Here is a 26289-nt window from a genome sequence, read left to right as displayed (position 1 = left end):
TGCAGGCCGCAGGGGCCGCTAAATTACACTGGTGTAATGCGCGAGGCGATAGTAGAGGCGGTCCTCGACCTTGCCGCAATCATTCCGCGGGGCCGGGTGCTGTCGTACGGCGATGTCGCCGAACTGCTCGACGCCGGGGGCGCCCGGCTGGTCGGCAGGATCCTGTCCCTGCACGGCGCGGGGGTTCCGTGGTGGCGCATCATTCGTGCCAACGGTTCCCTGCCCGATGAGCTGATGGAACAGGCTGTGGCGCACTACCGCCGGGAGGGCACACCCCTGGCGGAGCCGGCGGCGTGGCCGCCCAGGGTGCGCATGGCGGAAGCCCGTTGGGTGCCCGGGCCTGAAGACTACGCAGCGATCGAGGAGCTCCGGCGCAAAGTGTCCGAACCGACTGATGGGATGGGGCCATGATCGAGACCAAGCCGTCGGCCGGGCTGCAACTGGTCCGGCCCGAAACAAGGTCAGCCGGTGCCCCGCTTCCGAGTCCGGACCAGGCGCAGGTCATCGACCTGCCCGCCGGCTGCGGTCCGGTGCTGGTCCTCGGCGGCCCGGGTACGGGAAAATCGACCGCTTTGGTGGAACACGCGGTGCGCCGGGTGGAGGAAACCGGACTTGACCCGGCGAACCTGCTGTTCCTGGCCCCGAACCGGCTGGCGGCCGCGCGGCTGCGCGACGCGCTGACCGGGCGCCTCAACCGCAGCCTGGGCACCTCCCCGACCAGGACCTGGTCGGCCTACGCCTTCGACCTGATCCGACGGGCACGGGTGGAAGGACTGCTGCCGCTGGTGGAGCGCGCGCCCCGGCTGCTGTCCGGGCCTGAGCAGGACCAGATCATTGCCGAACTGCTGGCCGGCCATCGTGCCGGCTACGGCCCGGGGGTTGGCTGGCCGGAAGACCTGCAGCAGGCTCTGGCGACCCGCGGCTTCCGGCAGGAGGTCCGCCAGCTCTTCGACCGGCTGACCGAGTACGGCAGCACCGCAGGGCAGCTGGAGCAGTTGGGCGCAGAGTATGGCCGGGCGGACTGGATGGCGGCGGCCCGGCTGTATCGCGAGTACCGTGACGTGATCGACCTCCGGATGCCCGAGGCCTTCGACCCTGCCGGCATCATCACTTCGGCACGCCAGCTGCTGCTGGAGCATCCCGGTTTGCTGGAGCGGGAACGCAGCCGCCTCCGGCTGATCCTGGCGGACGACCTCCAGGAAGCCAATCCCGCGGTCTTCGAACTCCTGGCCTTGCTTGCGGAGGGACAGGATGCCGTGTTCGCCGCCTCGCCGGACACCGTCGTCCAGGGGTTCCGCGGCGCCCGTCCGGATGTCCTCGGCAGGTTGCCCGGGCTGGTCGGCACACCGGACAGGCCGCTGCACACGCTGGTCCTGACCACTTCGCACCGGATGGCGCCCGGGGTCGCAACCGCCTGGCAGTCAGCTGCCGCCCGGATCTCGCAGGTTGCCGGGGCGCACCGCGCCCGCGACCTCGTCCATCCCGGTGCGGAAGCAGAAGTTGGGAGCGGAACCGCGCCCGCCCACGGCGGCGGGGACCGGAACGAGGTGCCCGCCGCCAGTTCGCACGTGGTCGCGTCGCCGGTCCACGAGCACCGCTACGTGGCGCAGCGGATCCTGGAAGCCAGGCTGTTCGAGGGCTACCGGCTCAGCGAGATGGCCGTGATCGTCCGCACCGGCGGCCAGCTCTCGGCCCTCGCCCGCTACCTCACCGGCCAGGACATCGCGGTCAAGGTCCCGGTTGCCGAAAGCGCGGTGCGCGACGAGGCCGCGGTCCGGCCGCTGCTGGACGCGTTGGCCGTGGCCCTTGAGCCGGAACTACTCACCCCCGACGCTGCCGTCGCCCTTCTCACCTCCAGGATCGGCGGCGCGACGGCGATCGACCTGCGCCGCCTGCGCCAGGCACTGCGGCGCGAAGAGCTGCTCGGCGGCGGGGGCCGGTCCAGCGATTCCCTGCTCGTGGAAGCGATCGGCGACCCCGTGTTCCTCGGCACGCTCGGAAGGGAAGGCGGATCCGCCAGGAGGATCGCGCGGATGCTCAAGGCCGGTCGGGACGCGGCGGCCGAGCCGGGGGCCAACGCCGAGACGGTGCTGTGGGCACTGTGGTCCGCCACCGGGCTCTCCGATCGCTGGGCGGCACAGGCACTGCAAGGCGGACCGGTCGGCGTACGGGCGGACCGGGACCTCGACGCCATGATGGCGCTGTTCCAGACCGCCGAGCGGTATGTGGACCAACTCCCCGGCTCCAGTCCCCGGCAGTTCCTGGAATACCTGTTGAACCAGGAACTGCCGATGGACAACCTCGCGCCGCGTGCCCAGAAGCGGGAAGCCGTGGAACTCCTCACGCCAGCCTCTGCGGCGGGCCGGGGCTGGCCGCTGGTCATCGTGGCCGGCGTCCAAGAGGGGGTGTGGCCGAACACCAGGCTGCGTGGTGAACTGCTGGGCAGCACGGAGTTCGTCGAGGTTTTGGAGCGCGGCGTCGAGGACGCCCGGCGGATCGACGCGGTGAGCAGGCTGCGGGAAATCCGGTACGACGAATTGCGGAGTTTTTCCATGGCGATCTCGCGTGCCGAACGCCGGCTGATCTGCACGGCGGTGCAGTCCGAAGACGCCCAGCCGTCCCAGTTCCTCGATCTGGTTGAGCCCTGGCTGAACCCGGAAACCCCCCGGCCGGCGACGGAAGTCCTCCGCCCGCGAACCGTGCGTGCCTTGGCGGCGGAACTCCGGCAGGCCGCCCAGCAAGCCTCGACCCGTCCGGAAGAGGCGGCGGATGCTGCCGCCGTGCTCGCCATGCTGGCGGCCAGCCCGGTGCCGGTGCCCGGCGCGCACCCGCGCGACTGGTGGGGATTGCTGCCGCTGAGCAGCACGGCGCCGGTCGTTCCGGAGGGGGAACCCGTCCCGGTTTCCCCCTCGAAGGTGGAGGCCGTCCAGAAGTCCCCGCTCGACTGGTTCATCCAAGCGGCAGGGGGCGAAGCGGCCACCGACTTCGCCCGCAGCCTGGGCACCCTGGTCCACGGAATTGCGCAGGACTTCCCCGCGGGCACCGGAACGGAATACGTGGCCGAACTGGTCCGGCGCTGGCCGCAGTTGGGGATGAAAGAGAACTGGGAGGGACGGCTTGACTTCAACCGTGCCGAAGGAATGGTCCGGAGACTGGCCCAGTACGTGATCCAGATGCGTGCGGAGGGCCGGAGCCTGGTCGGCGTGGAACAGGACTTCTCGGTTGACCTGCCGGGTCCGGAACGCGTGGCCAGGCTGCGGGGACAGGTGGACCGATTGGAGCTGGACGCCGACGGGCGGCTGCACATCGTGGACCTGAAAACGGGACGCGCTGCCCCGACCAAGGCAGAACTGGAGCGGCACCCGCAGCTGGGCAGCTACCAGGCGGCGGTCCAGGCCGGAGGATTCCCCGAACATGCGTCAGCCCCGGGCGGCGCTTCCCTGGTCCAACTGGGACAGGACCTGAAATCGGTTAAAGTCCAGCAGCAGGAGAGCCTGGCCGACGGCGAAGACTGGGCCACAGCGATGATCCACGAGGCCGCGGCGCTCATGGCCGCTTCCGAATTCGAGGCCCGGCACGATCCGCAGCGGTCCGGCAACGGCGGTCACGGCTGCCGTGCACCGGAAATTTGTCCCCTGTGCGCAGAAGGAAGGCAGGTCACCGAATGAGCATAGGAGCGGTCACCACAACCTACAGCCCGGAAGAACTTGCCGGACTGCTGGGCCAGCATCTGCCGACAGCCGAACAGTCGGCCATTATCAGCTCCCCGCTGCAGCCGATGCTGGTCATCGCCGGCGCGGGCTCCGGCAAGACGGCGACGATGGCCGACCGCGTGGTCTGGCTCGTGGCCAATGGGTTCGTCCGCCCCGATGAAATCCTCGGCGTCACTTTCACGCGCAAGGCCGCAGGCGAGCTGGCCGCCCGGATCCGCGCGCAGCTGGCCAAGCTGGACCGCAAGGGCCTGTTGCCGCAGGAGGCCGACGATGCCGCCGGCCTGGTCGAACCGAAGGTCTCGACCTACCACTCCTACGCCAACGGTTTGGTCAGCGACTACGGGCTGCGCTTGGGAATTGAACGCGACGTGGTGCTGCTGGGCACCGCGCAGTCCTGGCAGCTGGCCAGTCACTGCGTGGAGGCGTACGACGGCCCCATCGAGCACCTGGTGGCCAGCAAATCGACCCTGGTCAACGCCGTGATGCAGTTCGCCGGGGAATGCTCGGAGCATCTGGTCACCCCGGACCAGGCCGCCGGCTACCTCGCGGAGGAGGTGGAGCGGATCGCCGCCCTTCCCTACATCGATGGCAGCACCAAGCCGGCCAAGCAGGAGGTGCGGAAATTGCTGGACCGGCTGCGGACCCGGATCACCGTGGCCAACCTGGCCGCCGGCTACAACCGGGCCAAGCGGGAACGGGGGGTGCTGGATTTCGGCGACCTGGTCTCCCTCGCGGCCCGCATCGCCCGCGAAGTGCCGCAGGCCCGCCAGCTGGAACGCAGCCGCTACAAAGTCGTGTTGCTGGACGAATTCCAGGACACCTCCCACGCCCAAATGGTGCTGTTCTCCGAACTGTTCGGGGACGGGCATGCCGTCACCGCAGTGGGCGACCCGAACCAGTCCATCTACGGCTTCCGCGGTGCCTCCGCCGGCCAGCTCTTCGCTTTCCAGGAGCACTTTCCCCTGGTGGGCGACGACGGCCGGCGGGCCCCGGCTCCGGCCGGTTTCCTCACGGTGGCCTGGCGCAACAGCATCAACATCCTGCGGATGGCCAACCGGATCTCGGCACCGCTGAACCGGGAAGACCCGAACCGTCCGCGCCCCGGCCGGATCAGCGTTCCGCCGCTGCGCCCACGGCCGGGGGCCACGGAAGGAACGGTGGCACTGGGACGCTACGCGACCGAGGCGGAGGAGACCCTCGCCCTCGCCGACGCGATCGAGCGGGCACGGAAGACGGTTTTCGCCCGCGACCCTGAAACCGGCCGTGCCGAACCCGTCAGCACCGCCGTGCTGTGCCGGCGGCGGGCACAGATCCCGGGCATCGCCAAGGTACTCGAAGAGCGGGGCATTCCCTATGAAATCATCGGGCTGGCCGGGCTGCTGGCGCAGCCGGAGATCGTGGACCTCGTGGCGACCCTGCGCGTCCTGGCTGATCCGGGACGGTCCGACGCGCTGATGCGGCTGCTGGCAGGGGCACGCTGGCGGATCGGACCGGCGGACCTGATGGCCCTGGCCGATTGGTCCCGGTTCCTGGAGAGCCGGCGCCGCGCGGCGGCGGCAGGCGAGGCCGCCGAACTGGACCGGGATGAGGCCGCGGGCGAGGCCGTCGTCGAACAGGACCTGGCCGAGGCCGCGTCCCTGATCGAGGCGCTGGACCGGCTGCCCAAGCCGGGCTGGACCTCGCGCCACGGGCGGTCGCTGACGCCCGTCGCGCTTGAGCGTTTGGGGCGCTTGGCGGAAGAGGTCCGCTACCTGCGCAGCTTCGTCGGCGACGACCTGACGCTGTTGCTGGGCGAAGTGGAACGCGCCATGCTGCTGGACATCGAGGTTGCCTCCAAACCCGGCCAGAGCATCCACCAGGCGCGGCGCAACCTTGATGCTTTCCACGATGCAGCGGCAGCGTTCATGCAGACATCGCAGCGCGTGGACCTGCTGGCCTTTTTGGCGTGGCTGGAAGCGGCTGCCGCCGAAGAGGGAGGCCTGGACATGGCGCAGGTGGACGTGCGGCACGATGCCGTGCAGCTGCTGACGGTCCACGCTTCCAAGGGGCTGGAGTGGGACGCAGTCTTCGTCCCCGGACTCAACGACGGCGCCTTCCCATCCTCCTCGGACAACCGGTGGAGCAGCGGCCACGCTGCCCTGCCCTGGCCGTTGCGCGGCGACCGGTCCGACCTTCCCCAGTGGGATACCGACCAGCCGGACCAGTTGTCCTGGCTGAACGCGGAAGCGGACTACAAGTCGGAAGTCCAGGCACACGGCGAAGACGAAGAGCGCCGGCTGGCCTACGTCGCCTACACCCGTGCCAAGCACCTGCTGGTCTGCAGCTCCGCCGGCTGGACCGGCAGCAAGGTCAAGCCCACGGCCGTGTCGGCCTTCCTGGCCGAACTGCACGAAATGTCACAGGACGAACCCACGGCAGTGCAGGTGCGGCATTGGGTAGCGGACGAGGAACTCGGGCCGGAGAATCCGTTTCGGGCCGAAGTGGAAACAGCCATGTGGCCCTTCGATCCGCTGGAAGGACCGCGGGTCTACCGCAGCGGCATCCCGCAGCGGCAACGTCCGGGCCGCCGGGCGGCCATGGAACAGGCCGCGCAGGCAGTGCTCGAGTCGCTGGCACAGGACCGGCAGCCGGCCGCCGACTCGGCGTGGGCCCATGAGGCCAAGCTGCTTCTGGAACGCCACAACGCCGCCCCCACCGCCGGCGAAGTGGAGCTGCCGGCGCACATCTCCGCGTCGCTGCTGGTGGACTTGGCCGACGACCCGGACGAAGTCACGCGGCGCCTGCGGCGTCCGGTGCCCCGGAAGCCCGGAATGGCCGCCAGAAAGGGCACCGCCTTCCACAGCTGGATCGAGGAATACTTCGGCACCACGGGGATGTTCGATCTCGAGGCCTACCCGGACGCGGCCGACGCCCACGTCGACGAGGCCTATGATCTGGCCGGCCTGGTCGAGACCTTCAAAGCGTCCGAATGGGCCGACCGGGTCCCGGCAGCCATCGAAGTGCCCGTCGAGACCCGCGTCGGCGGCGTCGTGGTGCGCGGGCGCATCGATGCCGTGTTCCGCGACGCGGACGGCAGCTGGGACCTGATCGACTGGAAGACCGGAACCGCGCCGACGGGCACGCAACTGTCGGTGAAGTCGGTGCAGCTGGCCGTCTATCGGCTGGCGTGGGCACGCCTGCACGGAATCGACGTGGACCGCGTCAAGGCCGCCTTTTACTACGTCGGGCAGGACAAACTGGTGCGCCCGCACGGCCTGGCCGGCGAAGCGGAGCTGGAGGCGGCGGTGTTGCGGGCCTACGCGTAGTAGCGCCCCGCGCAGCAGCGATCGGCGCCCCGCGCAGCACGGGTCAGCGCCGTGGGTTGATGACCGGAAGCGCCGTGGTGTCCGCGGACGCAGGCTCGGCGTCCCTGGCCGGCCGGGTCTCCCTGCCGGCGGCCGCTGGGCCGTCGGCGCTGCCGTTCTCCGGCGGCGCAGGCTCCGCGGCGTCCTGATCCGCGGCGTCCTGTTCCGGCGCGGGCGGTGCCGGAGAAGCTGGATCGACGGCAGGCCCCTCAACCGGGAGCAGCGTGACCTTGGAACTCCCGGAGCGGCCGGCGAGCTGGACGCGCGCGGGCCCGTCGTGCCGGTGCGCCTGCTCGGCCGAACCGTTCCCGCCCGCCGAAGCCGCCCTGCCGGCGCCGCCCTGATCGCCGTCCGCCGGTTCGTCCCCGGTCGGCCGATCGGCCGGAGCCGGCTCCGGCCGATTCCGGCCCTCGGAACCGGCGGCCGGTTCCCGGGCCGGAGCCGCAGGAACAGCGGCAACCGTGGGCGGAACGGCCGGCGGCGGGGGAGCGGTGACGCTGATGGGCTGGCCGCCGTGTTCGGCCACATCGGCCTCGAGCTCGTTCAGCATGTCGACCGCCTCGTCAACCATGGTCTGGTCGCCCGCGGCCAGTCCGCGGACCAGCCATTGGGCCAGCGCGAATTCGGCGGACAGCGCTGCCCGGCGCATCAGGTGGGGATCGACCGGGTCCTTGCGGTACTTGCGGTAGGACTCCAGCACCACGTCGGTGAACGACTGTTCGTGTACGGCCACCAGCCACGCGAAGTCATCGGCGGGGTCGCCAATGCGCAGGTCGGTCCAGCCGGTCACGGAACTGACGCTGCCGTCTTGGACCAGGAGGTTGTCTTCGTGCAGGTCGCCGTGCACCACGCACGGATTGAACTTCCAGAGGGCGACGTCCTCCAAAGCGTGCTCCCACCGGCGCAGCAGGGCCGGCGGGATCTTGCCGGTGGTGGCAGCCTGGTCGAGTTCGTTGAGCTTGCGCTGGCGGAACTGGTCGGCGGTGTAGCTGGGCAAATCCGCGGCGTCGACCATGCGCTGGGGCAGGTCGTGGATGCCGGCTGTCGCCCGTCCGATCGATACCGGGACGGCGGCGCCGGCGGCGACCAGGGCTTCCAGCGCCAGCATGTTCCCGGGCACGTGGTTGTAAACGAAGGTGCGCAGCTCGGACTGCTGGACGGTCCCGGCGACCGTGGGCACCTGGAAAGGCAACTCCGCGCGGATCGCAGGCGAGAAGGCCCGGAGCACCAGCAGTTCCGTTTCGAGCCGCATGCTGGCCTCGGCGTGCTTCGGAGATCGCACGCGCCACCGCTTGCCGGACGCATCGGTGAGTACGGCGGACTGGAAATCCGCCGCATCATCTGGCAACCCGGCAACGCCCGTGGGCGTCAACCCGGGTACGGCCGCGCTGGCTATTGCCGCCAGCTCCAGAGGTGTCTTTCTCACGTAGTCCACCGTACGTGCAACCGGTACCGGCAGCCCGGCCACGGCCGCGGCGAGTCGTCGGAAGGGTGACGCAGGCCGCACCGGCGGGGCACTGCCGCGCGCAGTCCACAGCCCCGCCGCGCGCAGTCCACAGCGGCGGCGGCGCGAATAACAGTCCGGGCGCCGGGGTGAGTACGGTAGAGAGCATGAGTCTTAGCACCGCCGCTGCAGGGTTCCCGCCGCTGGGCCAGCTGATGCTGGCGCGCACCACCATGGACCGCGGGTGCGAGCGGCGCAGCCACCCCGGCCTGGTGGACGGCATCTGGGGCAGCGACACCACGCATGTGATGCTGATCGCCGACGGCAAGTCGCTGGTACGGGGCGGAAGGATCGTGCTGCTTCCGAGCAGGGAACGGACCGCAACCGACCTGTCCGTCTACCTCGGTCGGGCCGTGGAAGGCGCGGATGTGCCCGTCGGGACCGACATTGTGCTCTCGGTGTTGGCGGACCGCCCGGAAGCTGCCGAGTACGACGGCGAGTGGCTGGGCCTGCGCGACGTGGCGGGGGAGCTCTCGGCGCAGGACGCCGGGCTGTTTGTGGAGGCCGCGGCGATTTCCAACTGGCACCTGACCCACACCCATTGCCCGCGTTGCGGCCACCGCACGGAGATCGAGCAGGGCGGCTGGGTGCGCCGCTGTCCCGCCGACGGAAGCCAGCATTTCCCGCGCACCGATCCCGCCGTCATCGTGTCGGTCATCGACGAGGACGACCGCTTGCTGCTCGGCCGCAACAGCGCATGGCCGGCCAGCCGGTATTCGACCCTGGCCGGCTTCGTCGAGCCGGGGGAGTCGCTCGAGGCCGCGGTGGTGCGGGAAATCGAGGAGGAGTCCGGCGTCGTGGTGCACTCGCCGCGCTACCTTGGATCCCAGCCGTGGCCGTTCCCGGCATCGCTGATGATTGGTTTCACGGCGGTCGCGACGGACGCGGCGTCGGTCCCCGACGGCGTGGAGATCCTGGACACACGGTGGTTCAGCCGGGAGGAACTGGCCGCGGCACTGCAGGCCGACGAGGTCCAGGTGGCGAGCGGCATTTCGATTGCGCGGGCGCTGATCGAGCACTGGTACGGCGGCGAGCTGCCGCAGGCCGGACGATGAGCGCAGCGGCAGCCGGGCCCCTCCCGGACAGCAGCCTCGAAGACCGGATCCTGGCCGGACTGGATGACGAGCAGCGGCAGGTGGCCACCAACCTGGCCGGACCGCTGTGCGTCCTCGCCGGAGCCGGCACCGGCAAGACCCGCGCGATCACCCATCGGATCGCCTACGGCGTGCACACCGGGGTGCATACGCCGCAGCGGGTGCTGGCGGTGACGTTCACCGCACGCGCGGCCGCCGAGATGCGGACGCGGCTGCGCGACCTCGGTGTTGGCGGGGTGCAGGCACGAACGTTCCACGCCGCGGCGCTGCGCCAGCTGCAGTTCTTCTGGCCGCAGTCGGTCGGCGGTCCGTTGCCCGGCCTGTTGGACCACAAGGCCAGCGTCATCGCCGAATCTGCCCGCCGCCTGCGGCTGACCACCGACCGTGCCGCCATCCGCGACCTGGCGGCCGAGATTGAGTGGGCCAAGGTTTCCATGCTCACGCCCGAGAGCTATGTCCGCCGGGCGGCCGGGCGTGCCGCACCGGCAGGCTACGACCTGACTACGGTGGCGCGGCTGTACCAGGCCTACGAGGACGTGAAGACGGACCGGAACATCATCGACTTCGAGGACGTCCTGCTCATCACCGTGGGGATCCTCGAGGAAGACCCGAAGGTGGCGGCCGCCGTACGGGACCAGTACCGGCACTTCGTGGTGGACGAATACCAGGACGTCTCGCCGCTCCAGCAGCGGCTCCTGGACCTCTGGCTGGGGGACCGTGAAGAACTCTGTGTTGTCGGCGACGCCAGCCAGACCATCTACTCCTTCACGGGAGCGACCTCCAGGCATCTGCTCGAGTTCACCAAACGCTTCCCCGGAGCCGACGTCGTCAAACTCGTGCGGGACTACCGCTCCTCCCCGCAGGTGGTGCAGCTGGCCAACTCGCTGCTGGCCGCCCGCACCCGGCAGCCGGCGCGGGACAACGACAGCTGGCCGACCCCGCTTGAGCTCATCGCCCAGCGTCCGGCCGGGCCCGAGCCCTCGTTCACGGAATGCGCCGACGACGAGGCGGAGGCCGCCCAAGTGGCCACCCGTATCCGCGGACTGATCGACGACGGCGTGGGCGCCGCCCAGATAGCGGTGCTGTTCCGCACCAACGGGCAGTCCCAAGCGTACGAACAGGCGCTGGCCAATGCGGGCATCGGCTATCAGCTGCGCGGCGGGGAGCGGTTCTTCCAGCGGCGAGAGGTCCGCGACGCGATCCTCCAGCTGCGGGCCTCGTCCCGGGCCGCCGGAACCGAACCCGTGCCGCAACTGGTCCGGGACGTGCTGGCGAACCTGGGCTACACGCGGGAGGCTCCGCAGACCGGCGGCGCGGTGCGCGAACGCTGGGAATCCCTGGCCGCGCTGGTGGGACTGGCCGACGAGCTGGACGCGGCCCGCGGTTCCGCGGCCGGCGGTGTTTTCACCATGTCCGACTTCGTGGCGGAGCTCGACGAACGCGCCGCCGCCCAGCATGCTCCCACGGTGCAGGGTGTCACCCTCGCCTCGCTGCACTCGGCGAAGGGCTTGGAATGGGACGCAGTCTTCCTGGTCGGGTTGAGCGAGGGGCTGATGCCGATCTCCTTCGCCGACACCGACGAGGCCGTGGACGAGGAACGCCGACTGCTCTATGTGGGCATCACCCGTGCCCGCCAGCACCTGGCTCTGTCCTGGTCGCTGGCCAGGACCCCGGGAGGCCGCGCCAACCGCAAACCGTCCCGGTTTCTGGACGGGCTGCGCCCCGCCTCTTCCTCCTCCGTCCGCAGCACGCCGGGCCAGCGGCCGGCGCGGCGCAAGCAGGCCGCGCCGGCGGTGTGCCGCGTCTGTGGCACCCTGCTCGGCAGCGGGGCGGAACGCAAGGTCGGCCGGTGCCACAATTGTCCCCCCACGTACGAGGAGTCGACGTTCGAGGCGCTGCGGGAGTGGCGCAAGGAGACGGCCAGCGAAGCCTCGATGCCCGCCTTTGTGATCTTCACGGATGCCACCCTGGTGGCCATCGCCGAAGCCCGGCCCCAGTCATTGCAGGAGCTGTCCAGGCTGGCCGGCGTGGGGCCGTCCAAACTGGAGCGTTACGGCGAGGATGTGCTGCGCGTCCTGGCCGCGAACTGAACCTGCGCCGGCCCGGGCAAGCGCGCGCTCAGGCCGCCGGGGCCAGCACGCAGCCGCAGGCCGGGTGCGGCGGGTAGGCGTGCCGCGTCACGGTGCCGTCGCCGCTGTCGAGTTTGAGCACGGCGGAGAAGCTGCCGGGCTGGTTCCGTCCATCCAGGAACAGCAGGGCCTGCATCGCCGCCAGGCCGGCCGCGGCCACCGACTGCGACACTTCGTCGGCCGCGCCCCGGTCTGCCTGCGGCTCGGCCGGCCGGCTGGTCAACCGGGCAACGACGTCCGGCCACCCCGGATCGGCCTCGGCGCGGTGCAGTTCCACGCAGCCAAGGCAGCTTGTCTGGCCGGGGACCACCAACGGCCCGATCAGGGTGTCCTGCTCGCGCACCAGGACGCTCAGGTGCGGGTGTCCCCGGCTCATGAGCGCCGCGGCGACCCGGGGATCGGCCACGTCGCGGTCGACGTAGACGGCCAGGCTGAGCGCGCGCGGAAAGATGCCAGCGGCACCCTGCTCCGCGGTCGAGCCGGGCAAGAGGTGGCAGGCGACCGTGGGATCGACCTGGTGCACCGCCCGACGCACGGCCTGCCCGCGGCCCAGGCCGACGTCGGCGAGCCGGATGGCGCCGGAACCGACATCTGAGGGGGCGGCGACCGCCGAATCCTCGAGCAGAAGCGTGCCGACGCCGGCCGCCGCCAGGGCGGTGCCCAACGCTGCACCGGTGCGTCCCAGCCCGATCAGCTGAACGATGCAGCGTCCCCGGGCGGCGAGCGGTCCTTCACCGTCGGCCGAGTACACCGCCGACCAACGGCGCGCATCCGGTGCGAGCCGGTCGGCGCGCAAACCCGACAGGCGTTCCCCGCCGGAGTCCGGCAGCAGGACCGGTGCCAGCGCCGCCAGCAGCGACGCGGCCCGCTCCCTGTCCAGGCCACAGCCTGCCCGCACGTCGTCCAGGTCAGCCGATTCGATCCCCCGGCACAGCCGGCGCAGGAAGTGCCGGTCCGCTTCCACGGTCCCCTCGATCACCAGTCCGCCGGCACCCAGGCCGAACTGGACGCTGCCCGCGGCGCCCTCGAGCATGCGCAGGCCTGGATTGATCCTCAACTGTGCCACCGCAATCCTCCTCGCCGCCTGCCCGTGGTCCGGGCGCGTCCCGGTCCTCCATGCTGGCACGGCGGCGGCAGGCGCCGGAGGGTTATCCACAGAAAACCGGGCACCGGGCCTTCGCGGATGCGGACGGTCGGATTGACCCGGTAACCTCGTCGCATGTCCCGAGCAGAGCAGACGCAGGAATCCCGTGCCAGCGCAACGCCTCCGCGGCCGGTGCCGCTGGTGGCCGACGCGGGGGAGCGGGTGGCGCTGACCACATCCACCGGGGCCCCCGTGGTGGTCAAACGGTCGGCGCGCCGGCGCCGGACCGTCTCCGCCGCCTGGCGGGACGGGGCCGCCGTGATCTCCATTCCCGGCCACTTTTCGCAGGCGCAGGAACGGGAGTGGGTGCAGCGGATGCTCGCGAAACTCGAGACGCGCGGCTCCCGGCCGGAGGGACGGACCGCCGCGAGCGACACGGACCTGGCCCGCCACGCGGCAGAGCTGTCGCAGCGTTACCTGGCCGGCAACGCCATCCCGACCAGCATCCGATGGGTTTCCAACCAGAACGACCGCTGGGGGTCGGCAACGCCGGCCCGGGGCACCATCCGCATCTCCGACAAGATCAAGGACATGCCCGCCTGGGTCGTCGACTATGTGATCCTGCACGAGCTGGCGCACCTGCTGGAGCCGGGCCACGGGGCACGCTTCTGGCGCTTGCTGCAGCCCTATCCGGAGCTCGAACGGGCCAAGGCATTCCTCTCCGGCGCAGCCTTTGCCATGGGCCGCGGCCTGCAGGACGAGGACGACGTGGACGACCTCGGCGAGAGCGACAGCTAGCCGCGGTCTCCGTTTCCGCTACCGCCCGGGCCCCCGTCGGCGGTGCCGGTATCCTCACCGCCCGCGGAGCCGTCCGAACCTCCGTTCGCGCTGCCGGAGTCTCCACGGTCGGCGGTACGATCCGGCTCCGGGGCATCGCCGTCGCCGGGCTGCTCTTCGAATCCGCCGCTCAAGAGTTTCTGCAGCGCCTCGTCGACTTCCGCCTCGGAGGCGTTCAGCAGTTTCCGCCGGGCGCTGAAGCCGGCCGGATCGTCCAGATCCTCCGCGGTCGGCAGCAGGTCGGGGTGGTTCCAGATCGCGTCCCGTCCTTCGACTCCGCGTTCCTCCTTCAGGGCGGACCACAGGGCGGCGGCATCCCGCAGCCTGCGGGGGCGCAGCTCAAGTCCGACCAGGGCCGCGAAGGCGTGTTCCGACGGCCCGCCGGTGGCCCGCCGCCGTCGGACCGTTTCGCGCAGCGCCGGTGCCGAGGGCAGCTTGGCCGCTGCGCCGGCGGTGAGCTCGTCCACCCAGCCCTCGACCAGCGCGAGCGCCGTTTCGAGCTTGGCCAGGGCTGCTTCCTGTTCCGGCGTGCGCTTCGGCATGAACACGCCCTGCGAGAGCGCCTGCTGCATGGATTCGGGGTTTGTGGGGTCGAGGTCGCGGGCCACTTCCTCGATCCGCCCCATGTCGATATGGATGCCCCGGGCGTAGCTTTCGATAGCGCCCAGCAAGTAGCCGGAGAGCCACGGGACATGGGTGAACAGGCGGGTGTGCGCAGCTTCCCGGATGGCCAGGAAGAGCAGTACGTCCTGCCCGGGGATGTCCAAGCCCTCGCCGAACGACTTGACGTTGGCCGGCAGCAGGGCCATCTTGCCTTCCACCAGCGGGACACCGATGTCGCTGGAACTGACCACGTCCTTGGCCAAGGCACCCACGGCCTGGCCCAGTTGCATGCCGAACATCGCGCCGCCGAGGTTCTGCAACATGGAGTGTGCCCCGCCGAGCATCTGCTTCATCTCCTCCGGCACCTGCTCGGTCAGCGCGCTGGTCAGCGCGAAGGCGATGCTGTTGGCGACCGGCTCCGTCAACCGCTTCCAGGTCGGCAGCGTTGCCTCAACCCACTCGGCGCGGGACCAGGCCCTGCCGATCAGCCCGGTGCCGGGCATGCTCGTCACCGGATCAAGCCACATCTCGGCCAACCGGAGCGCTTCGTCGACGGCGCGGCCCTGTGCGGTGGAGACGGACGGGTCGCTGTCCGAGGCGGCCACCTTGCGGGCGCTTTCATGGGCCAGTTTCCAGTTGACCGGACCTTCGGCGGGGGCACTCATCATCGCCTGGACCTGCTGGAACATCTGCGCCAGGGCACCCGGGTCGGAGGGCAGTCCTGCCGCCTTGGCTATTTCCGCGGGATCCATTGCCCCGGCCTGGCCACCGAAGAGCTTGGCGAACATCTCCGCCAGCGGATCCTGCGGGTCGTCGTCGGGCTGCTTGGGGGTCATCACTACCACCGGTCCTCGAGGGTTGGAGCGGGCACGGGCCGCAGCGGCTGCCGGGGAGGCGGCGGGCTGTGCCCGGGTGTTGCGTGAGTTCCACGTTACCGGCAGCCGGGATTCCTTGTCGCGCCGGGGACGGGCAGTTCGCTCAAGGCCGAGCAGACGCAGCACCACCGATGCCGGGCCGACGGCGTACGCTAGAGCAGGCGCCGCGAGCGCCCCGGGCGGCAGCGCGTTGGGTGCACGGCCCGGACAGCTGCGGGAGGGAACCACCAGGTGACACAGTCCACCAACAAAGGCACCGAGCACGGCACGGACGGCTGGGCCGATGACGCTCCCGGTCCGCAGCCGGCTGCGCCGCGGACCCGAAACCGCAGGCAACCGGTGATGGCGACCGCCGCTGTCGTTGCCGTGGTGGCCGGTGCCGCAGGGCTGGCTCTGCCGGCAGGCTACGTCATCGAGACGCCCGGCCCCACCATCAACACCATCGGAGAGGTCTCCGGCGCCCCGCTGATCGAGGTTCCGGACCGGCCCACCTACAAGACTTCCGGCGCCCTGGACCTGACGACGGTGTACGTGAGTGGCGGCCCCAACTCGCACGTCAACATGCTGCAGGTCCTGGCCGCCTGGCTCGACCCCCAGCGCAGCGTCGCACCGGCCGACCTGGTCTATCCGCCGGACGTCACCCCGAAAGAGATCCAGCAGCAAAATGTGGCGCTGATGGCGTCGTCGCAGGAGTCGTCGATCGCGGCGGCCCTGACCCAGCTGGACGTGGAGTACTCGCAGACCCTCTCGGTGGCCGATCTCACCCCCGACGCGGCGGCGGCCGGGGTCTTGAAGCCGAAGGATGCAATCCGGACGATCAACGGTCGGCCGGTCACCGGCATCGAGGTGCTGCGCGAGGAGCTCAACGCCAGTGCCGGCGCCCCGGTCGAACTGGGCATCGCGCGCGACGGCCGCGAGGAGACCGTGGACGTGGCACCGCGGGCCAACGACGACGGCGACTACCAGTTGGGCGTCCTGCTGGGCACCGAGTTCGACTTCCCGTTCGAGGTGAAGATCCAACTGGACAACGTCGTCGGCCCGAGCGCCGGCATGATGTTCGCGCTGGGCATCATCGACACCCTGACGAAAGGCGAGATGACCGGCGGCAAGCACTTTGCCGGGACCGGCACCATCGACGCCGAGGGCACCGTCGGGCCGATCGGCGGCATCCGGCAGAAAATGATCGGCGCCCGGGAGGCCGGCGCCACCGTCTTCCTGGCGCCGGAGGCTAACTGCGCGCAGGTCGCCGGCCACGTCCCTGAGGGCCTGCAGGTCGTGTCGGTGGCGACGCTGGACGACGCCGTCGAGGCCGTCACCGCGATCGGAGGCGGCAGCGATGCAGCCGCCCTGCCGCCGGGCTGCAGCTGATTCGTTTCAGCGGCGGCGCGGTCACATTCCGGCAACGGTGCCGGACCGTTCCCGCGCCGCGGTTCGCCGGGGCAGGTGTTGACAAGGCAGAATGGGAACGGAACCCTCCGAGACCGCCGTTCGTGGCATCTAGGGGGAGTGTCCCCGCAGCGGCGGTTTCGCCGTGATGCCACGCATGCAGACAACGAGGTAACGAGTGACGTTCGGACAAGACCGGTCTTACGGCGACCGGCCAACACCGCTTAGCAGTCCTGGCAAGAAACGTTCCGCCTTGGTGCCCACCCTGATCGTGGTGGCCGTCCTGGTGGTGGGCTTCGTCTTCTTCTCCCAGATCTACGCAGACATCCTCTGGTACAACCAGCTGGGCTACCTGGAAGTCATGCTCAAGGAAACCGGCACCAAGATCGCCATCTTCCTGATCGCCTTCCTGATCATGGGCCTTGCCGTCTACTTCAGCCTCCGGCTGGCATACCGTTCACGCCCGGTGTACGCGCCGGACAGCTCGCTGCAGGACAACCTGAACCGTTACCAGCAGCAGCTGGAGCCGGTGCGGCGCCTGCTGATGATCGGCATCCCGGTAGTGCTGGCCGGTTTCGCCGGCACCGCCGCCGCCTCGGCGTGGCAGACCGTCCTGCTGTTCTTCAACCAGCAGCCGTTCGGCCAGACCGATCCCCAGTTCGGCCTGGACTTCAGCTTCTACATGAACACCCTGCCGTTCCTGGGTTTCATCAACGGCTTCCTGATCAGCGTGGTGCTGATTGCCGGCATCGCCGGGCTGCTGACCCACTACCTCTACGGCGGGATCCGGCTGGAGGACAAGGGGTTCTTCGCCTCCACCGCGGCGAAGATCCATGTGGGAATCTTTGCCGCGCTGTTCCTCATCCTGCAGGGCGTCAACTACTGGCTGGACCGGTACGCCACCGTGCAGTCCGATGCCGGAAACTGGACCGGTGCGCTGTACACCGACGTCAACGCCGTGATTCCCACCAAGGCCATCCTCGCCGTCGCCGCCGTGCTGGTGGCCATCCTCTTCATCGTCTCGGCCTTCATCGGCCGCTGGCGGCTGCCGATCGTCGGCACGGCCATGCTGATCGTCACCGCCATCCTCGCCGGCGGGGTCTACCCGTGGATCGTCCAGCGCTTCCAGGTGATCCCGAATGAGCAGGACGTCGAGGCCCAGTACATCGAACGCAACATCGCCCTGACCCGCCTGGCCTACGGGCTGGACGACGTGCAGACCATGAACTATGAAGCTACGGTGGACGCGGAAGCCGGCGCGCTGCGCGAGGACGCCGAAACCACGGCCAATATCCGCCTGCTGGATCCGAACCTGGTGTCGGACGCGTTCGCGCAGCTGGAACAGTTCCGCCAGTACTACCAGTTCGACGAGACGCTCAACGTGGACCGCTACACGGTCGACGGCGAGGTGCAGGACACCGTCATCGCCGTCCGGGAACTGAACACCGCGGGCGTCCCGGCGGGCTGGGTCAACGAGCACCTGCTCTACACCCACGGCTACGGCGTGGTTGCGGCCGCGGGCTCCCGCGTGGAGCCGGACGGCAAACCGTCCTTCATGCTCTCCGGGATCCCGTCGCAGGGCGTGTTGGGCGACGACTCAACCTACGAGCCCAGGATCTACTTCGGCGAGGCGTCTCCGGACTATTCGATCGTCGGCGCGCCCGAGGGCAGCTCCCCGATCGAAATCGACCGGCCGCAGAGCGCCAATGCCGAAACCGATACCCGGAACACGTTCGACGGCGACGGCGGTCCCAACATCGGCAACTGGTTCAACCGGTTGGTCTACGCCCTGAAATTCCAGTCGACGGACCTGATGCTGTCGGACGCGGTCAACTCGGAGTCGCAGATCCTCTACGACCGGGATCCGCGCCAGCGGATCGAAAAAGTCGCTCCGTACCTGACGGTGGACGGCAACGCCTACCCTGCCATCGTTGACGGCCGCGTGAAGTGGATCGTGGACGCCTACACCACCAGCGAGCACTTCCCGTACTCGACTCCGCAGCAACTGGAGTCGGCCACCATCGACTCCGGGACCACCGGGGGCGCCACGGTGGCGCTGCCGGCGGAGGAGGTCAACTACATCCGCAATGCCGTCAAGGCAACCGTTGACGCCTACGACGGGTCCGTGGACCTCTACGCCTGGGACGACCAGGATCCGCTGCTCAAGGCCTGGACGAACGTGTTCCCGACGACGATCAAGCCGTACAGCGAGATGTCGGCCGACCTGATGGCGCACGTGCGCTACCCCGAGGACCTGTTCAAGGTGCAGCGGGAGCTGCTCACCCGGTACCACGTGACCAACGTCAACCGCTTCTACGAGAACTCCGACGCCTGGAGTGTTCCCACGGATCCGACGCTGGGCGAGGGATCGACCGTCAAGCAGCCGCCGTACTACCTGTCACTGCAGATGCCCAACCAAGATGCGGCGTCCTTCTCGCTCACTACCCCGTTCATTCCGTTTGCCGTTCCCGGCGAGCAGGCACGCAACGTGCTGTACGGGTTCCTGTCCGCCAACGCGGACGCCGGCACCGGCGAGGATGGCGTGAAGTCCGAGGACTACGGCACGCTGCGGTTGCTCGAACTGCCGCGCGACATCACCGTGCCCGGTCCCGGCCAGGCACAGAACCTGTTCAACTCGGACACCGAAGTGTCGCAGGCGCTGAACCTGCTGCGCCAGGGCGCTTCCGAGGTGAAGAACGGCAACCTGCTCAGCCTGCCGGTCGGCGGGGGCATGCTGTACGTGCAGCCGGTCTACGTCCAGTCCTCGGGTGCTTCCTCCTACCCGATCCTGCGCCGGGTGCTGGTGAGCTTCGGTGAGGAAGTCGGCTTCGCCCCGACGCTGTCCGAAGCATTGGACCAGGTGTTCCAGGGCGATTCGGGCGCCACCACCGGCGACGAAGAAAACGTCGGGGAGACGCCGACGACGCCGGACGCACCGGAGACCAGCGCCGAGGAGGACCTGCAGGCGGCCCTGCAGGCCGCGCGCACCGCGATCCAGGAGGGACAGGCCGCGCTGGCGGAGGGCGACTTCGCCGCCTACGGCGAAGCCCAGGAGCGGCTCCAGGCGGCGCTGCAGGACGCCATCGACGCCGAGGCTGCGATCTCCGGCGCCGCCCCCGAAGGCGGAGCGGACGGGGCAACGGAGCAGCCTTCTCCGGAGGCGACCGAGGGCAACTGACCGATTTGCTTCGCTACCCCGCGGCCGGTAATGTATTCACTGCGCCGCGGGGTGGAGCAGTTCGGTAGCTCGCTGGGCTCATAACCCAGAGGTCAGAGGTTCAAATCCTCTCCCCGCAACCAAGAGCTAAGGCCCCGTCCGATGTCATATCGGGCGGGGCTTTTGCGTGCCTGTAGCCGCAAGCCGGACCGGCCGTGCCCGGGGCGGCAAGCCCGGGGGCCGCAAGCCCGGGGGCCGCAAGCCGGGCAGGGTAGTGCCCGAGGCCACAACCCCGCCCGGTAGAATGGTTTCACCCGTCCCCGATTTTCCCTCGGAAAGATCGTTGTTGTCCCATGCTGGAATCAGTGAGCAGCTACGCCCTGGCCGCCGGAGTGGCAGCCCTGTTCAACCCCTGCAGCCTGCTCCTGCTGCCCGCGTGGCTCCTGATGGTCGCCGGCGACAGCTGGCACAGCACGGCCGCTGACGCCGTGCGCCGGTCCGCCGCGACGGCGCTGGTCTTGACCGGCGGCTACACGACGTCGTTCTCGTTGGCGCTGCTGGCGGCAGGTAATCCGGCGACCCATGCCGGGGCTTTGGCCTACATTTCGGCCGGGACCGGGATGCTGTTGGTCCTGCTCGCGTCCTTCCTGGTGGCCGGCGGGCGGGTCCGGCTGTTGCAGGCAGCGGCGGCCGGAGGCGGATCATTCGTCCGGCTCGGCGCGATGGCTGTTGCCGGTGCGGTGATCGGGCTGGCCTCGCTCGCGCCGCAGCTGCCGGAATTGCTGGCCGCGGCCGGGGAACAGGGCGGCGCGGAAGCCCCTGTCGCCGGCATGGCCGCCTACGTCCTGGGCCTGCTCGCCGCTTTCGGTCTGCTGTGCGCCGCCGCATCGTCGGTCGGGGCCGCCGCCGGCCGACGATGGCCCGAAGCCTGGACCGTGCTGGAAAAGGCCCAGGGCTACCTGCTGCTGCTCGCCGGGCTGGGCACCGCCTACTACGCCTTCTTCGCCGTCCGGAATGCCGCGGGGCACGAGGTCGAGGACCGGCTCATCGATGCCGCGCACGGGGCCCATGGGTTGCTCACCGAGGTGCTGCACGCCGTCCCCGCCTGGTTGGTTCCAGCCGCCTACCTTGCACTGATCGGCTGGCTCCTGCTGCGCAGGCGGCGTCCCGGGCCCCAGGAACCTGACACCGGGCATGACCGGGCCGCCGCCCCTGCTCCGGCCGCGGCGCCCGCCGCACAGCAGGCTCCGGCCGCGGCGCCCGCCGCACAGCAGGCTCCGGCGGTGTCCCGGGCGGGATCCCGCCGTCGTCCGTCGCCGCAGCAGGACGGGGGAGTGGCCCCGGCGCCGCGGGGGCAGGGCGCCGGCGTGCCGGACGCAGCCGAGCACCGTCCCCGGCACTACAATCCCAAAGCCCTGCGCCGCGCGCGGATCCGCGCCTCGCGACCGGGCCGTTTCACCGGCCGCAGCCTCCTCCGGGCCGTGAAGCCGCGCCGATAACGCGATCGCACCGCCCCCGGAAAAGAAAGACCCGGCCCGACAGGAAAGGCTCCGGGCCACACCGCGAAGGGTGCGGCCCGGAGCCATTCATGCGTGGGCCGGAGGGCCGGTGCTCAGTAGCTCTCTGAGGTAGTTTCCTTACCGGCCTCCAGCGACGACGGGGCCGGGCTGGTGCCGGACTTCAGGGCTGCCAACCGTGCCTCCACCTCCGTCTGCTCGCCGAGGTCTTCCAGGCTCTCGAACTGGGTGTCCAGGCTGGAAGCGGCCAACTCGGCCTGGCCGCGTACCTTTGCCTCCTCGCGGCGGATCTTCTCCTCGAAGCGGCCGACTTCGCTGGTCGGATCCAGAATGTCGATGCTCTTGATGGCGTCGTGAACCTGCGACTGGGCCTGCGCGGTCTTGGCGCGGGCGATCAGCTCATCGCGCTTGTTCTGCAGCTCATTGAGCTTGGACTTCATCTGGTTGAGTCCCTGCTTGAGCTTTTCGACGATTTCGGTCTGCGAGGAGATCGTGGGCTCGGCGCCCTTGGCTTCGTTCTCGGAGGAGATCTGGCGCTGGATTGCCACCTTCGCGAGGTTGTCGAACTTTTCGGCGTCGGCGGCATGGCCCGAGGTGCGGTATTCGTCGGCCTTTCGGCTGGCGGCCAAGGCCTTGTTGCCCCAGCTGCGGGCGTTCTCGAGGTCTTCGTTGTAGTCGTCCTGCAGCATGCGCAGGTTGCCGATGGTCTGCGCGACGGCGCTTTCGGCTTCGGCAATGTTGTTCGTGTAGTCGCGGACCATCTGGTCCAGCATCTTCTGCGGATCCTCCGCCTGGTCGAGCAGGGCGTTGATGTTTGCCTTGGCCAACTGTGCCATGCGGCCGAAAATTGAGTGCTTTACCACGGTGATGCCTTTCGATCGGTATTACTCGAACTTTGCCTTCCAAGCAGCCAAGGTGGCTGCCCGGTCTGTCTGGTCTAGAAGCCGCCGCCGGCGCCGCCGTCGCCGAAGCCACCGAAGCCGCCGCCGCCACCGCCGAAACCTCCGAAGCCGCCGCCGCCGAAGACGTCACCGCCTCCGCCGCCACCGAAGATTCCGCCGCCGCCGTGCGAGCCGTGTCCGCCGTGCAGGATGGAATCGATGAGGATGCCGCCGAGGATCGCCCCGCCCAGGCCGCCGCCCCGACCGCCGAACATGCCGCCGCCGCCGAAGCCGCCCATGCCGCCGCCGAAGCCGTCCACATCCTCCTGGGCCATCTGGCTGGCCTGCTGCGCCAGGGCATTGGCCTGGCGGGCGTAGTTGAGCGCCTGCTCAGGATCCGAGTCGGCGATGGCCAGCGCATGGTCGAGGTTCCGTTCCGCCTCCGCCAGCCGGGTGCGTGCCTCGCTGCGAACGCCGCCGCGCCGCGCTTGAATGTAATCCGAGGTGCCGGAGATCTGGGCCTGCGCGGACATGATGGCGTGCTGCAGGGCCTCGCGGGCACGCCGGTTGCGGTCCTCGGCGTCCCGGATCCCGGAGAGTGAGGCGTCCAGGGGCTCCATGGCTGTCTCCAGCCGCTGCACCATCATGATCGGATCGATGCGTCCCCCGGCAACCTCCTGCCGGACGGCGGACACCGCCGCTTCCAGCCCGGCCAAGGGGCCCGTCAGCTCGGGATGCTGCCCGGACGCGATGATGGCCCTGGCCTGGGCGATGTCCTGGGTCGCGTCGGCGATGGTGCGTTCCATGCTCTGCCGGGCGTCCTCGAGGTCCTTGGCCGTCCTGGCGATGGCCTCCAACAGGATGTTGGCCTGGTGCAGGCTCTCCTCGGCCGCGCGCACGGCAATCACGGCGGCGCTGCGGTCTCCTTCGTCGAGCTTGTCCTGCGCGGTGCCGGCCGCGTTCTCGACGAAATCCAGCCGTTCCCCGGCCTGGCCGATGTTGTCGGCGACCTGTTGCAGCGCGCTGTCGGCAAAGCGGGCGCGAAGCTGCTCCAGCCGGGCCGTGCCGTCGTCCAGCCTGCCGCGGGTTTCCCGGGCGGCGGCCCGAGCCTGCTCAAGCGCCTGCGGTGCGGTTTTTTCCAACTCCCGCAGCGCGTCGAAGTCCTCTTTGTGTGCCTGGAGGGAATCGTTGACTGCCTCACAGCGGCGGATGATGTCGCCCAGCCAGGCGCGCTGCTCTTCTTCCGTGTCCGGAATATGGTCGTCGAGCTGCTGCTGCAGCTTGAAGGACTCCATCATGTGGGACTTGGCCGCGGTGATGTCCTGGCGGAACGGCTGCACGGCTTCGTCCCCGTACTGGGCCATGGCGAAGCCCAGTTCCTGCTCGCTCGATTTGATCGCGTCGTCGGCGGCCACCAGCAGGCTGCCGGCCTTCTTGCGAAGGTCCTCCACAGACATGGCGTCGTGCGGATCCAGCGGCCGCCCGTCGGGGCCGGTCTGCAGCTGAGGCTGCGGGCGCTGGTTCTTGTTCCGCCGGGACCGCGCATACAGTAGGGCCGCGCCGCCGCCCACCACCACGACGCCGCCAATGAGCAGCACCGGGCCCAGCGAGCCGCCCCCGCCCCCGGTTCCGACGGAACCGTCACCGCCGGTGGCGGCGTCCTCGACCGCCGCCACGGCGGTCAGCGCGGCCCCCGCCCAGTCCGCTTCGCCGAGGGCAGGCCGGATGGATCGCGCGATGTTCTGGTCCTGGGAGACGACGGGATTGCCCTCGGCCGACTGGAACAAGTACTCGCGGCCGTCGACGGAAACCGCCAGCAAGCTGTCGACTTCGCCCAGCGAGTTAAGCTCGGCCATGTCCAGCACCCACTGGTTGCGGTCGGCCGGTTCGGTGAATTCATCCACGAAGACGATGTAGACGTTCAGGCCTTCGGACCTCTGCAGTTCGCGTACTGCGTCCTCGACCTCGGCCGTCCGGGCGCCGAGCACACCGGCCTGGTCCACCACGAACTCGCCCGGCGGAATGTCGACCGGCGGCACCGCGTGCGCCAGCGCTGCGGGCGCGAGGAAGACTGCCGTCAGGCCGGCTACGGCCGCCAGACGCCTGAACGGTGAGCGCATAAGGGTCCCTTCAGCAGCAGCCGGGGCCGTGGCGCCCCGGCTCATCGGCGGTCCTGGCCCCGGCCGGGGCGGATCCACCCACTCGTGATTCTATGGTCCTGCGTTTGGCACCGTCCACCACAGCCCTCCGCCCGCGGCGAACACCCCAGCAGCTCCTGCGCCGCAGGTGGAGGACGGCGATTCATCGTTTGACCCTACAAAGCCGAGCGTGAGCAGGCGTCGGGCGGGGCCGCGACCGCCGTCGGCATACGGCTGGTTTCCAGTTTCCTTACAGGAAACGTGCGACGTTATCCCAGCGAAGCCGTGCATAGTGGAATGCAGACCCAGAAAGGACCTGCCATGAGCGAGAATAACCAGGAGCCGCAGCAGCGGCCCGCCCGGCCGATGCCACCGCTGCCGCAGAATCCGCCGGCCTTCCGTGCGGGGGAGCAGCCGGCGGCAGCCGACGAGACCCAGCCGTTCCGCCGCCCGGCACCGGAAGCTGCGCGGCAGGTCCCGGCGCAAGACCAGGCCCGGCAGGAGCCCCAACACCACACCCCGCAGCAGCCCCGGTACGGCCAGCACGCCCCGGGCACCTTCGGCCAGTATGCCGTGCCGTCCTACGGCCAGGAGAACGCGGGCAGCCCTGCCGGCTACGGAGGCCAGGGCCACAACTCCGGATACGGGAGCGGAAGCCCCGGGCAGGGGACCGGCTACGGAAACCCGTCAGGCGGGCGGCCTGCCGGGGCGGGCACCAGGAAGCGTTTCGGCACCGGGACGCTGATCGCCGGCATGTTGCTGGCCGGCCTGGCCGGCGGTGGGGTCGCGGTGGGCTCGCAGGCGCTGGCGGACGGCTCGGCGGGCACCTCCATCACCGGCAGCGGGCCGGAGCAGCTGATCGTGAACAACACGGACTCGGTCAACGAGATCACCGCCGCGGCGGCCAAGGCCTCGCCGAGCGTCGTGACGATCTCGGTGGCCAGCGGCAACACGGGCGGATCAGGATCGGGTATCATCCTGGACACGGAGGGGCATATCCTCACCAACGCGCACGTGGTGACGCTGGGCGGCCAGACGGCCAACCCCGACGTCGAGGTGCGCACCAGCGACGGCGGCGTGCACAAGGCCAAGGTGGTCGGCACCGACCCCTTGTCGGACCTGGCCGTGATCAAGACCAATGCCAAGGGCCTCACGCCGGCGACGTTTGCCGACTCCGACAAGCTCAATGTCGGCGACACCACCATCGCCATCGGAGCGCCGCTGGGCCTGGCGGGCACCGTCACCGACGGCATCGTGTCCACCTTGAGCCGCACCATCAGCGTCTCGTCCTCCGCCGTGCCGGAGAATTCCGGCGACAGTGCCCAGCCCGGCCCGGGCGACCATTGGAACTTCCAGTTCCCGGGCGAGGAACGCTCCTCGAACCAGGGCAGCATTTTCCTGAACGTCATCCAGACCGATGCGGCGATCAACCATGGCAACTCGGGCGGTCCGCTCGTGAACACCAACGGAGAGGTCATCGGCGTCAACGTGGCCATCGCTTCCTCCAGCGAAGACAGCGGCAGCATCGGCGTGGGCTTCTCCATCCCGAGCAACTACGCGCAGCGGATTGCCCAGGAGTTGATCGAAGACGGGACGGCGAGCCACGGCCAACTCGGTGTGACGGTGACGGCCAAGCCCTCCGGCAACTCCTCCGGCAACACCCAGTTCTCCGTGGGCGCGGCCGTCGTGGAGGTCGTTGAGGGCTCGCCCGCCAAGGAGGCCGGCCTGCGGAAGGGCGATGTCATCACTCGGGTGGAAAACCGGGTCATCGGCGACAGCCAGTCCTTGACCGCGGCCATCCGTGAACATGCCGCCGGCAGCACCGTGCAGCTCACCTACCTGCGCGGCGGCGAAGAACGCACCGTCGACGTGACACTGGGCGAAGGTCAGGCCTGACCGCACGTCCCCGGTGAGGCACCGGCCCCACCGGGGTGGCGCACACGGCAGCCCCGCAGCTGTTGACAGCCGCGGGGTTTGCCCTGGCGCACACGGCAGCCCCGCAGGTGTTTACCGCCGCGGCGTTGCCG

The 26289-nt window shown here is 69.8% G+C and carries 15 protein-coding genes and 1 tRNA gene; 11 read left to right on the top strand and 5 right to left on the bottom strand.

Translation table 11 applies throughout. From position 1 onward, the window contains the following. The first annotated feature begins 36 nt into the window (after positions 1–36). Genes AC5RUP_RS14625 through AC5RUP_RS14615 form a run of 3 tightly spaced genes read left to right on the top strand, consistent with a single transcriptional unit; the run spans position 37 to position 7018 of the window. On the top strand, positions 37–411 hold the full coding sequence (locus AC5RUP_RS14625) for an MGMT family protein (protein WP_494154265.1): 375 nt from the start codon (positions 37–39) through the stop codon (positions 409–411). Continuing rightward, positions 408–3668 carry an ATP-dependent helicase gene (locus tag AC5RUP_RS14620; protein ID WP_494158696.1) on the top strand — a complete coding sequence of 1087 codons (3261 nt, stop codon included), beginning with the start codon at positions 408–410 and terminating at the stop codon, positions 3666–3668. Before AC5RUP_RS14625 ends, AC5RUP_RS14620 begins: the two co-directional genes overlap by 4 nt. Further along, on the top strand, positions 3665–7018 hold the full coding sequence (locus tag AC5RUP_RS14615) for an ATP-dependent helicase (RefSeq protein ID WP_494158695.1): 3354 nt from the start codon (positions 3665–3667) through the stop codon (positions 7016–7018). Before AC5RUP_RS14620 ends, AC5RUP_RS14615 begins: the two co-directional genes overlap by 4 nt. A gap of 43 nt (positions 7019–7061) precedes the next feature. Here the strand turns inward: AC5RUP_RS14615 and AC5RUP_RS14610 are convergent, their stop codons facing one another. Then, entirely contained in the window at positions 7062–8483 is a 1422-nt protein-coding gene (locus AC5RUP_RS14610; protein WP_494158694.1) for a macrolide 2'-phosphotransferase, read from the bottom strand. A gap of 185 nt (positions 8484–8668) precedes the next feature. Here AC5RUP_RS14610 and nudC point away from each other — a divergent pair, with 185 nt between their 5' ends. Together nudC and AC5RUP_RS14600 are read left to right on the top strand one after the other, a co-directional pair. Next, positions 8669–9616, top strand: coding sequence for an NAD(+) diphosphatase (nudC, locus tag AC5RUP_RS14605; protein ID WP_494154770.1), 948 nt, complete (start codon positions 8669–8671; stop codon positions 9614–9616). Next, a complete protein-coding gene (locus AC5RUP_RS14600) occupies positions 9613–11745 on the top strand; it encodes an ATP-dependent DNA helicase UvrD2 (protein ID WP_494158693.1) in 2133 nt (710 codons plus the stop codon). The genes nudC and AC5RUP_RS14600 overlap by 4 nt, the downstream gene beginning before the upstream one ends. Positions 11746–11773: 28 nt before the next feature. On the opposite strand, the gene AC5RUP_RS14595 is transcribed toward AC5RUP_RS14600, so the two are convergent. After that, positions 11774–12850: a TOMM precursor leader peptide-binding protein gene (locus AC5RUP_RS14595; protein ID WP_494158692.1), complete on the bottom strand. Its 1077-nt coding sequence runs from the start codon at positions 12848–12850 to the stop codon at positions 11774–11776. A gap of 153 nt (positions 12851–13003) precedes the next feature. On the opposite strand from AC5RUP_RS14595, the gene AC5RUP_RS14590 reads away from it, so the two are divergent. Further along, entirely contained in the window at positions 13004–13666 is a 663-nt protein-coding gene (locus AC5RUP_RS14590) for a M48 family metallopeptidase (RefSeq protein ID WP_494155176.1), read from the top strand. Here the strand turns inward: AC5RUP_RS14590 and AC5RUP_RS14585 are convergent. Beyond that, positions 13663–15144, bottom strand: coding sequence for a zinc-dependent metalloprotease (locus AC5RUP_RS14585; protein ID WP_494158691.1), 1482 nt, complete (start codon positions 15142–15144; stop codon positions 13663–13665). The genes AC5RUP_RS14590 and AC5RUP_RS14585 overlap by 4 nt on opposite strands. 270 nt (positions 15145–15414) lie before the next feature. Here AC5RUP_RS14585 and AC5RUP_RS14580 point away from each other — a divergent pair, with 270 nt between their 5' ends. From AC5RUP_RS14580 to AC5RUP_RS14565, 4 genes are all read left to right on the top strand, one after another. Then, positions 15415–16551, top strand: coding sequence for a YlbL family protein (locus tag AC5RUP_RS14580; RefSeq protein ID WP_494154461.1), 1137 nt, complete (start codon positions 15415–15417; stop codon positions 16549–16551). A 271-nt stretch (positions 16552–16822) separates the two neighbouring features. Next, positions 16823–19747 carry a UPF0182 family membrane protein gene (locus AC5RUP_RS14575; RefSeq protein WP_494154462.1) on the top strand — a complete coding sequence of 975 codons (2925 nt, stop codon included), beginning with the start codon at positions 16823–16825 and terminating at the stop codon, positions 19745–19747. A gap of 45 nt (positions 19748–19792) precedes the next feature. Further along, positions 19793–19869: transfer RNA gene (locus AC5RUP_RS14570), tRNA-Met, on the top strand. A 210-nt stretch (positions 19870–20079) separates the two neighbouring features. Next, the gene (locus AC5RUP_RS14565) at positions 20080–21225 is read left to right on the top strand and encodes a hypothetical protein (protein WP_494158690.1); all 1146 of its coding nucleotides are present in this window, start codon (positions 20080–20082) and stop codon (positions 21223–21225) included. A 113-nt stretch (positions 21226–21338) separates the two neighbouring features. On the opposite strand, the gene AC5RUP_RS14560 is transcribed toward AC5RUP_RS14565, so the two are convergent. After that, the gene (locus tag AC5RUP_RS14560) at positions 21339–22106 is read right to left on the bottom strand and encodes a PspA/IM30 family protein (RefSeq protein WP_494067293.1); all 768 of its coding nucleotides are present in this window, start codon (positions 22104–22106) and stop codon (positions 21339–21341) included. A gap of 74 nt (positions 22107–22180) precedes the next feature. Further along, complete coding sequence (locus AC5RUP_RS14555) at positions 22181–24244, bottom strand: TPM domain-containing protein (RefSeq protein ID WP_494158689.1); 2064 nt, start codon at positions 24242–24244, stop codon at positions 22181–22183. Positions 24245–24583: 339 nt separating this feature from the next. On the opposite strand from AC5RUP_RS14555, the gene AC5RUP_RS14550 reads away from it, so the two are divergent. After that, positions 24584–26158: a S1C family serine protease gene (locus AC5RUP_RS14550; RefSeq protein WP_494158688.1), complete on the top strand. Its 1575-nt coding sequence runs from the start codon at positions 24584–24586 to the stop codon at positions 26156–26158. The last annotated feature ends 131 nt before the right edge of the window (positions 26159–26289 follow it).

It is taken from the genome of Arthrobacter sp. Y3223151 (assembly GCF_059091125.1).
This window is presented reverse-complemented; position numbering and strand designations above follow the sequence as displayed.

Coding starts and splice junctions, on each gene's coding strand:
- AC5RUP_RS14625 (WP_494154265.1), top strand. CDS start 37: ATGCGCGAGGCGATAGTAGAGGCGGTCCTCGACCTTGCCGCAATCATT.
- AC5RUP_RS14565 (WP_494158690.1), top strand. CDS start 20,080: ATGCTGGAATCAGTGAGCAGCTACGCCCTGGCCGCCGGAGTGGCAGCC.
- AC5RUP_RS14585 (WP_494158691.1), bottom strand. CDS start 15,144: ATGACCCCCAAGCAGCCCGACGACGACCCGCAGGATCCGCTGGCGGAG.
- AC5RUP_RS14550 (WP_494158688.1), top strand. CDS start 24,584: ATGAGCGAGAATAACCAGGAGCCGCAGCAGCGGCCCGCCCGGCCGATG.
- nudC (WP_494154770.1), top strand. CDS start 8,669: ATGAGTCTTAGCACCGCCGCTGCAGGGTTCCCGCCGCTGGGCCAGCTG.
- AC5RUP_RS14620 (WP_494158696.1), top strand. CDS start 408: ATGATCGAGACCAAGCCGTCGGCCGGGCTGCAACTGGTCCGGCCCGAA.
- AC5RUP_RS14615 (WP_494158695.1), top strand. CDS start 3,665: ATGAGCATAGGAGCGGTCACCACAACCTACAGCCCGGAAGAACTTGCC.
- AC5RUP_RS14555 (WP_494158689.1), bottom strand. CDS start 24,244: ATGCGCTCACCGTTCAGGCGTCTGGCGGCCGTAGCCGGCCTGACGGCA.
- AC5RUP_RS14590 (WP_494155176.1), top strand. CDS start 13,004: ATGTCCCGAGCAGAGCAGACGCAGGAATCCCGTGCCAGCGCAACGCCT.
- AC5RUP_RS14600 (WP_494158693.1), top strand. CDS start 9,613: ATGAGCGCAGCGGCAGCCGGGCCCCTCCCGGACAGCAGCCTCGAAGAC.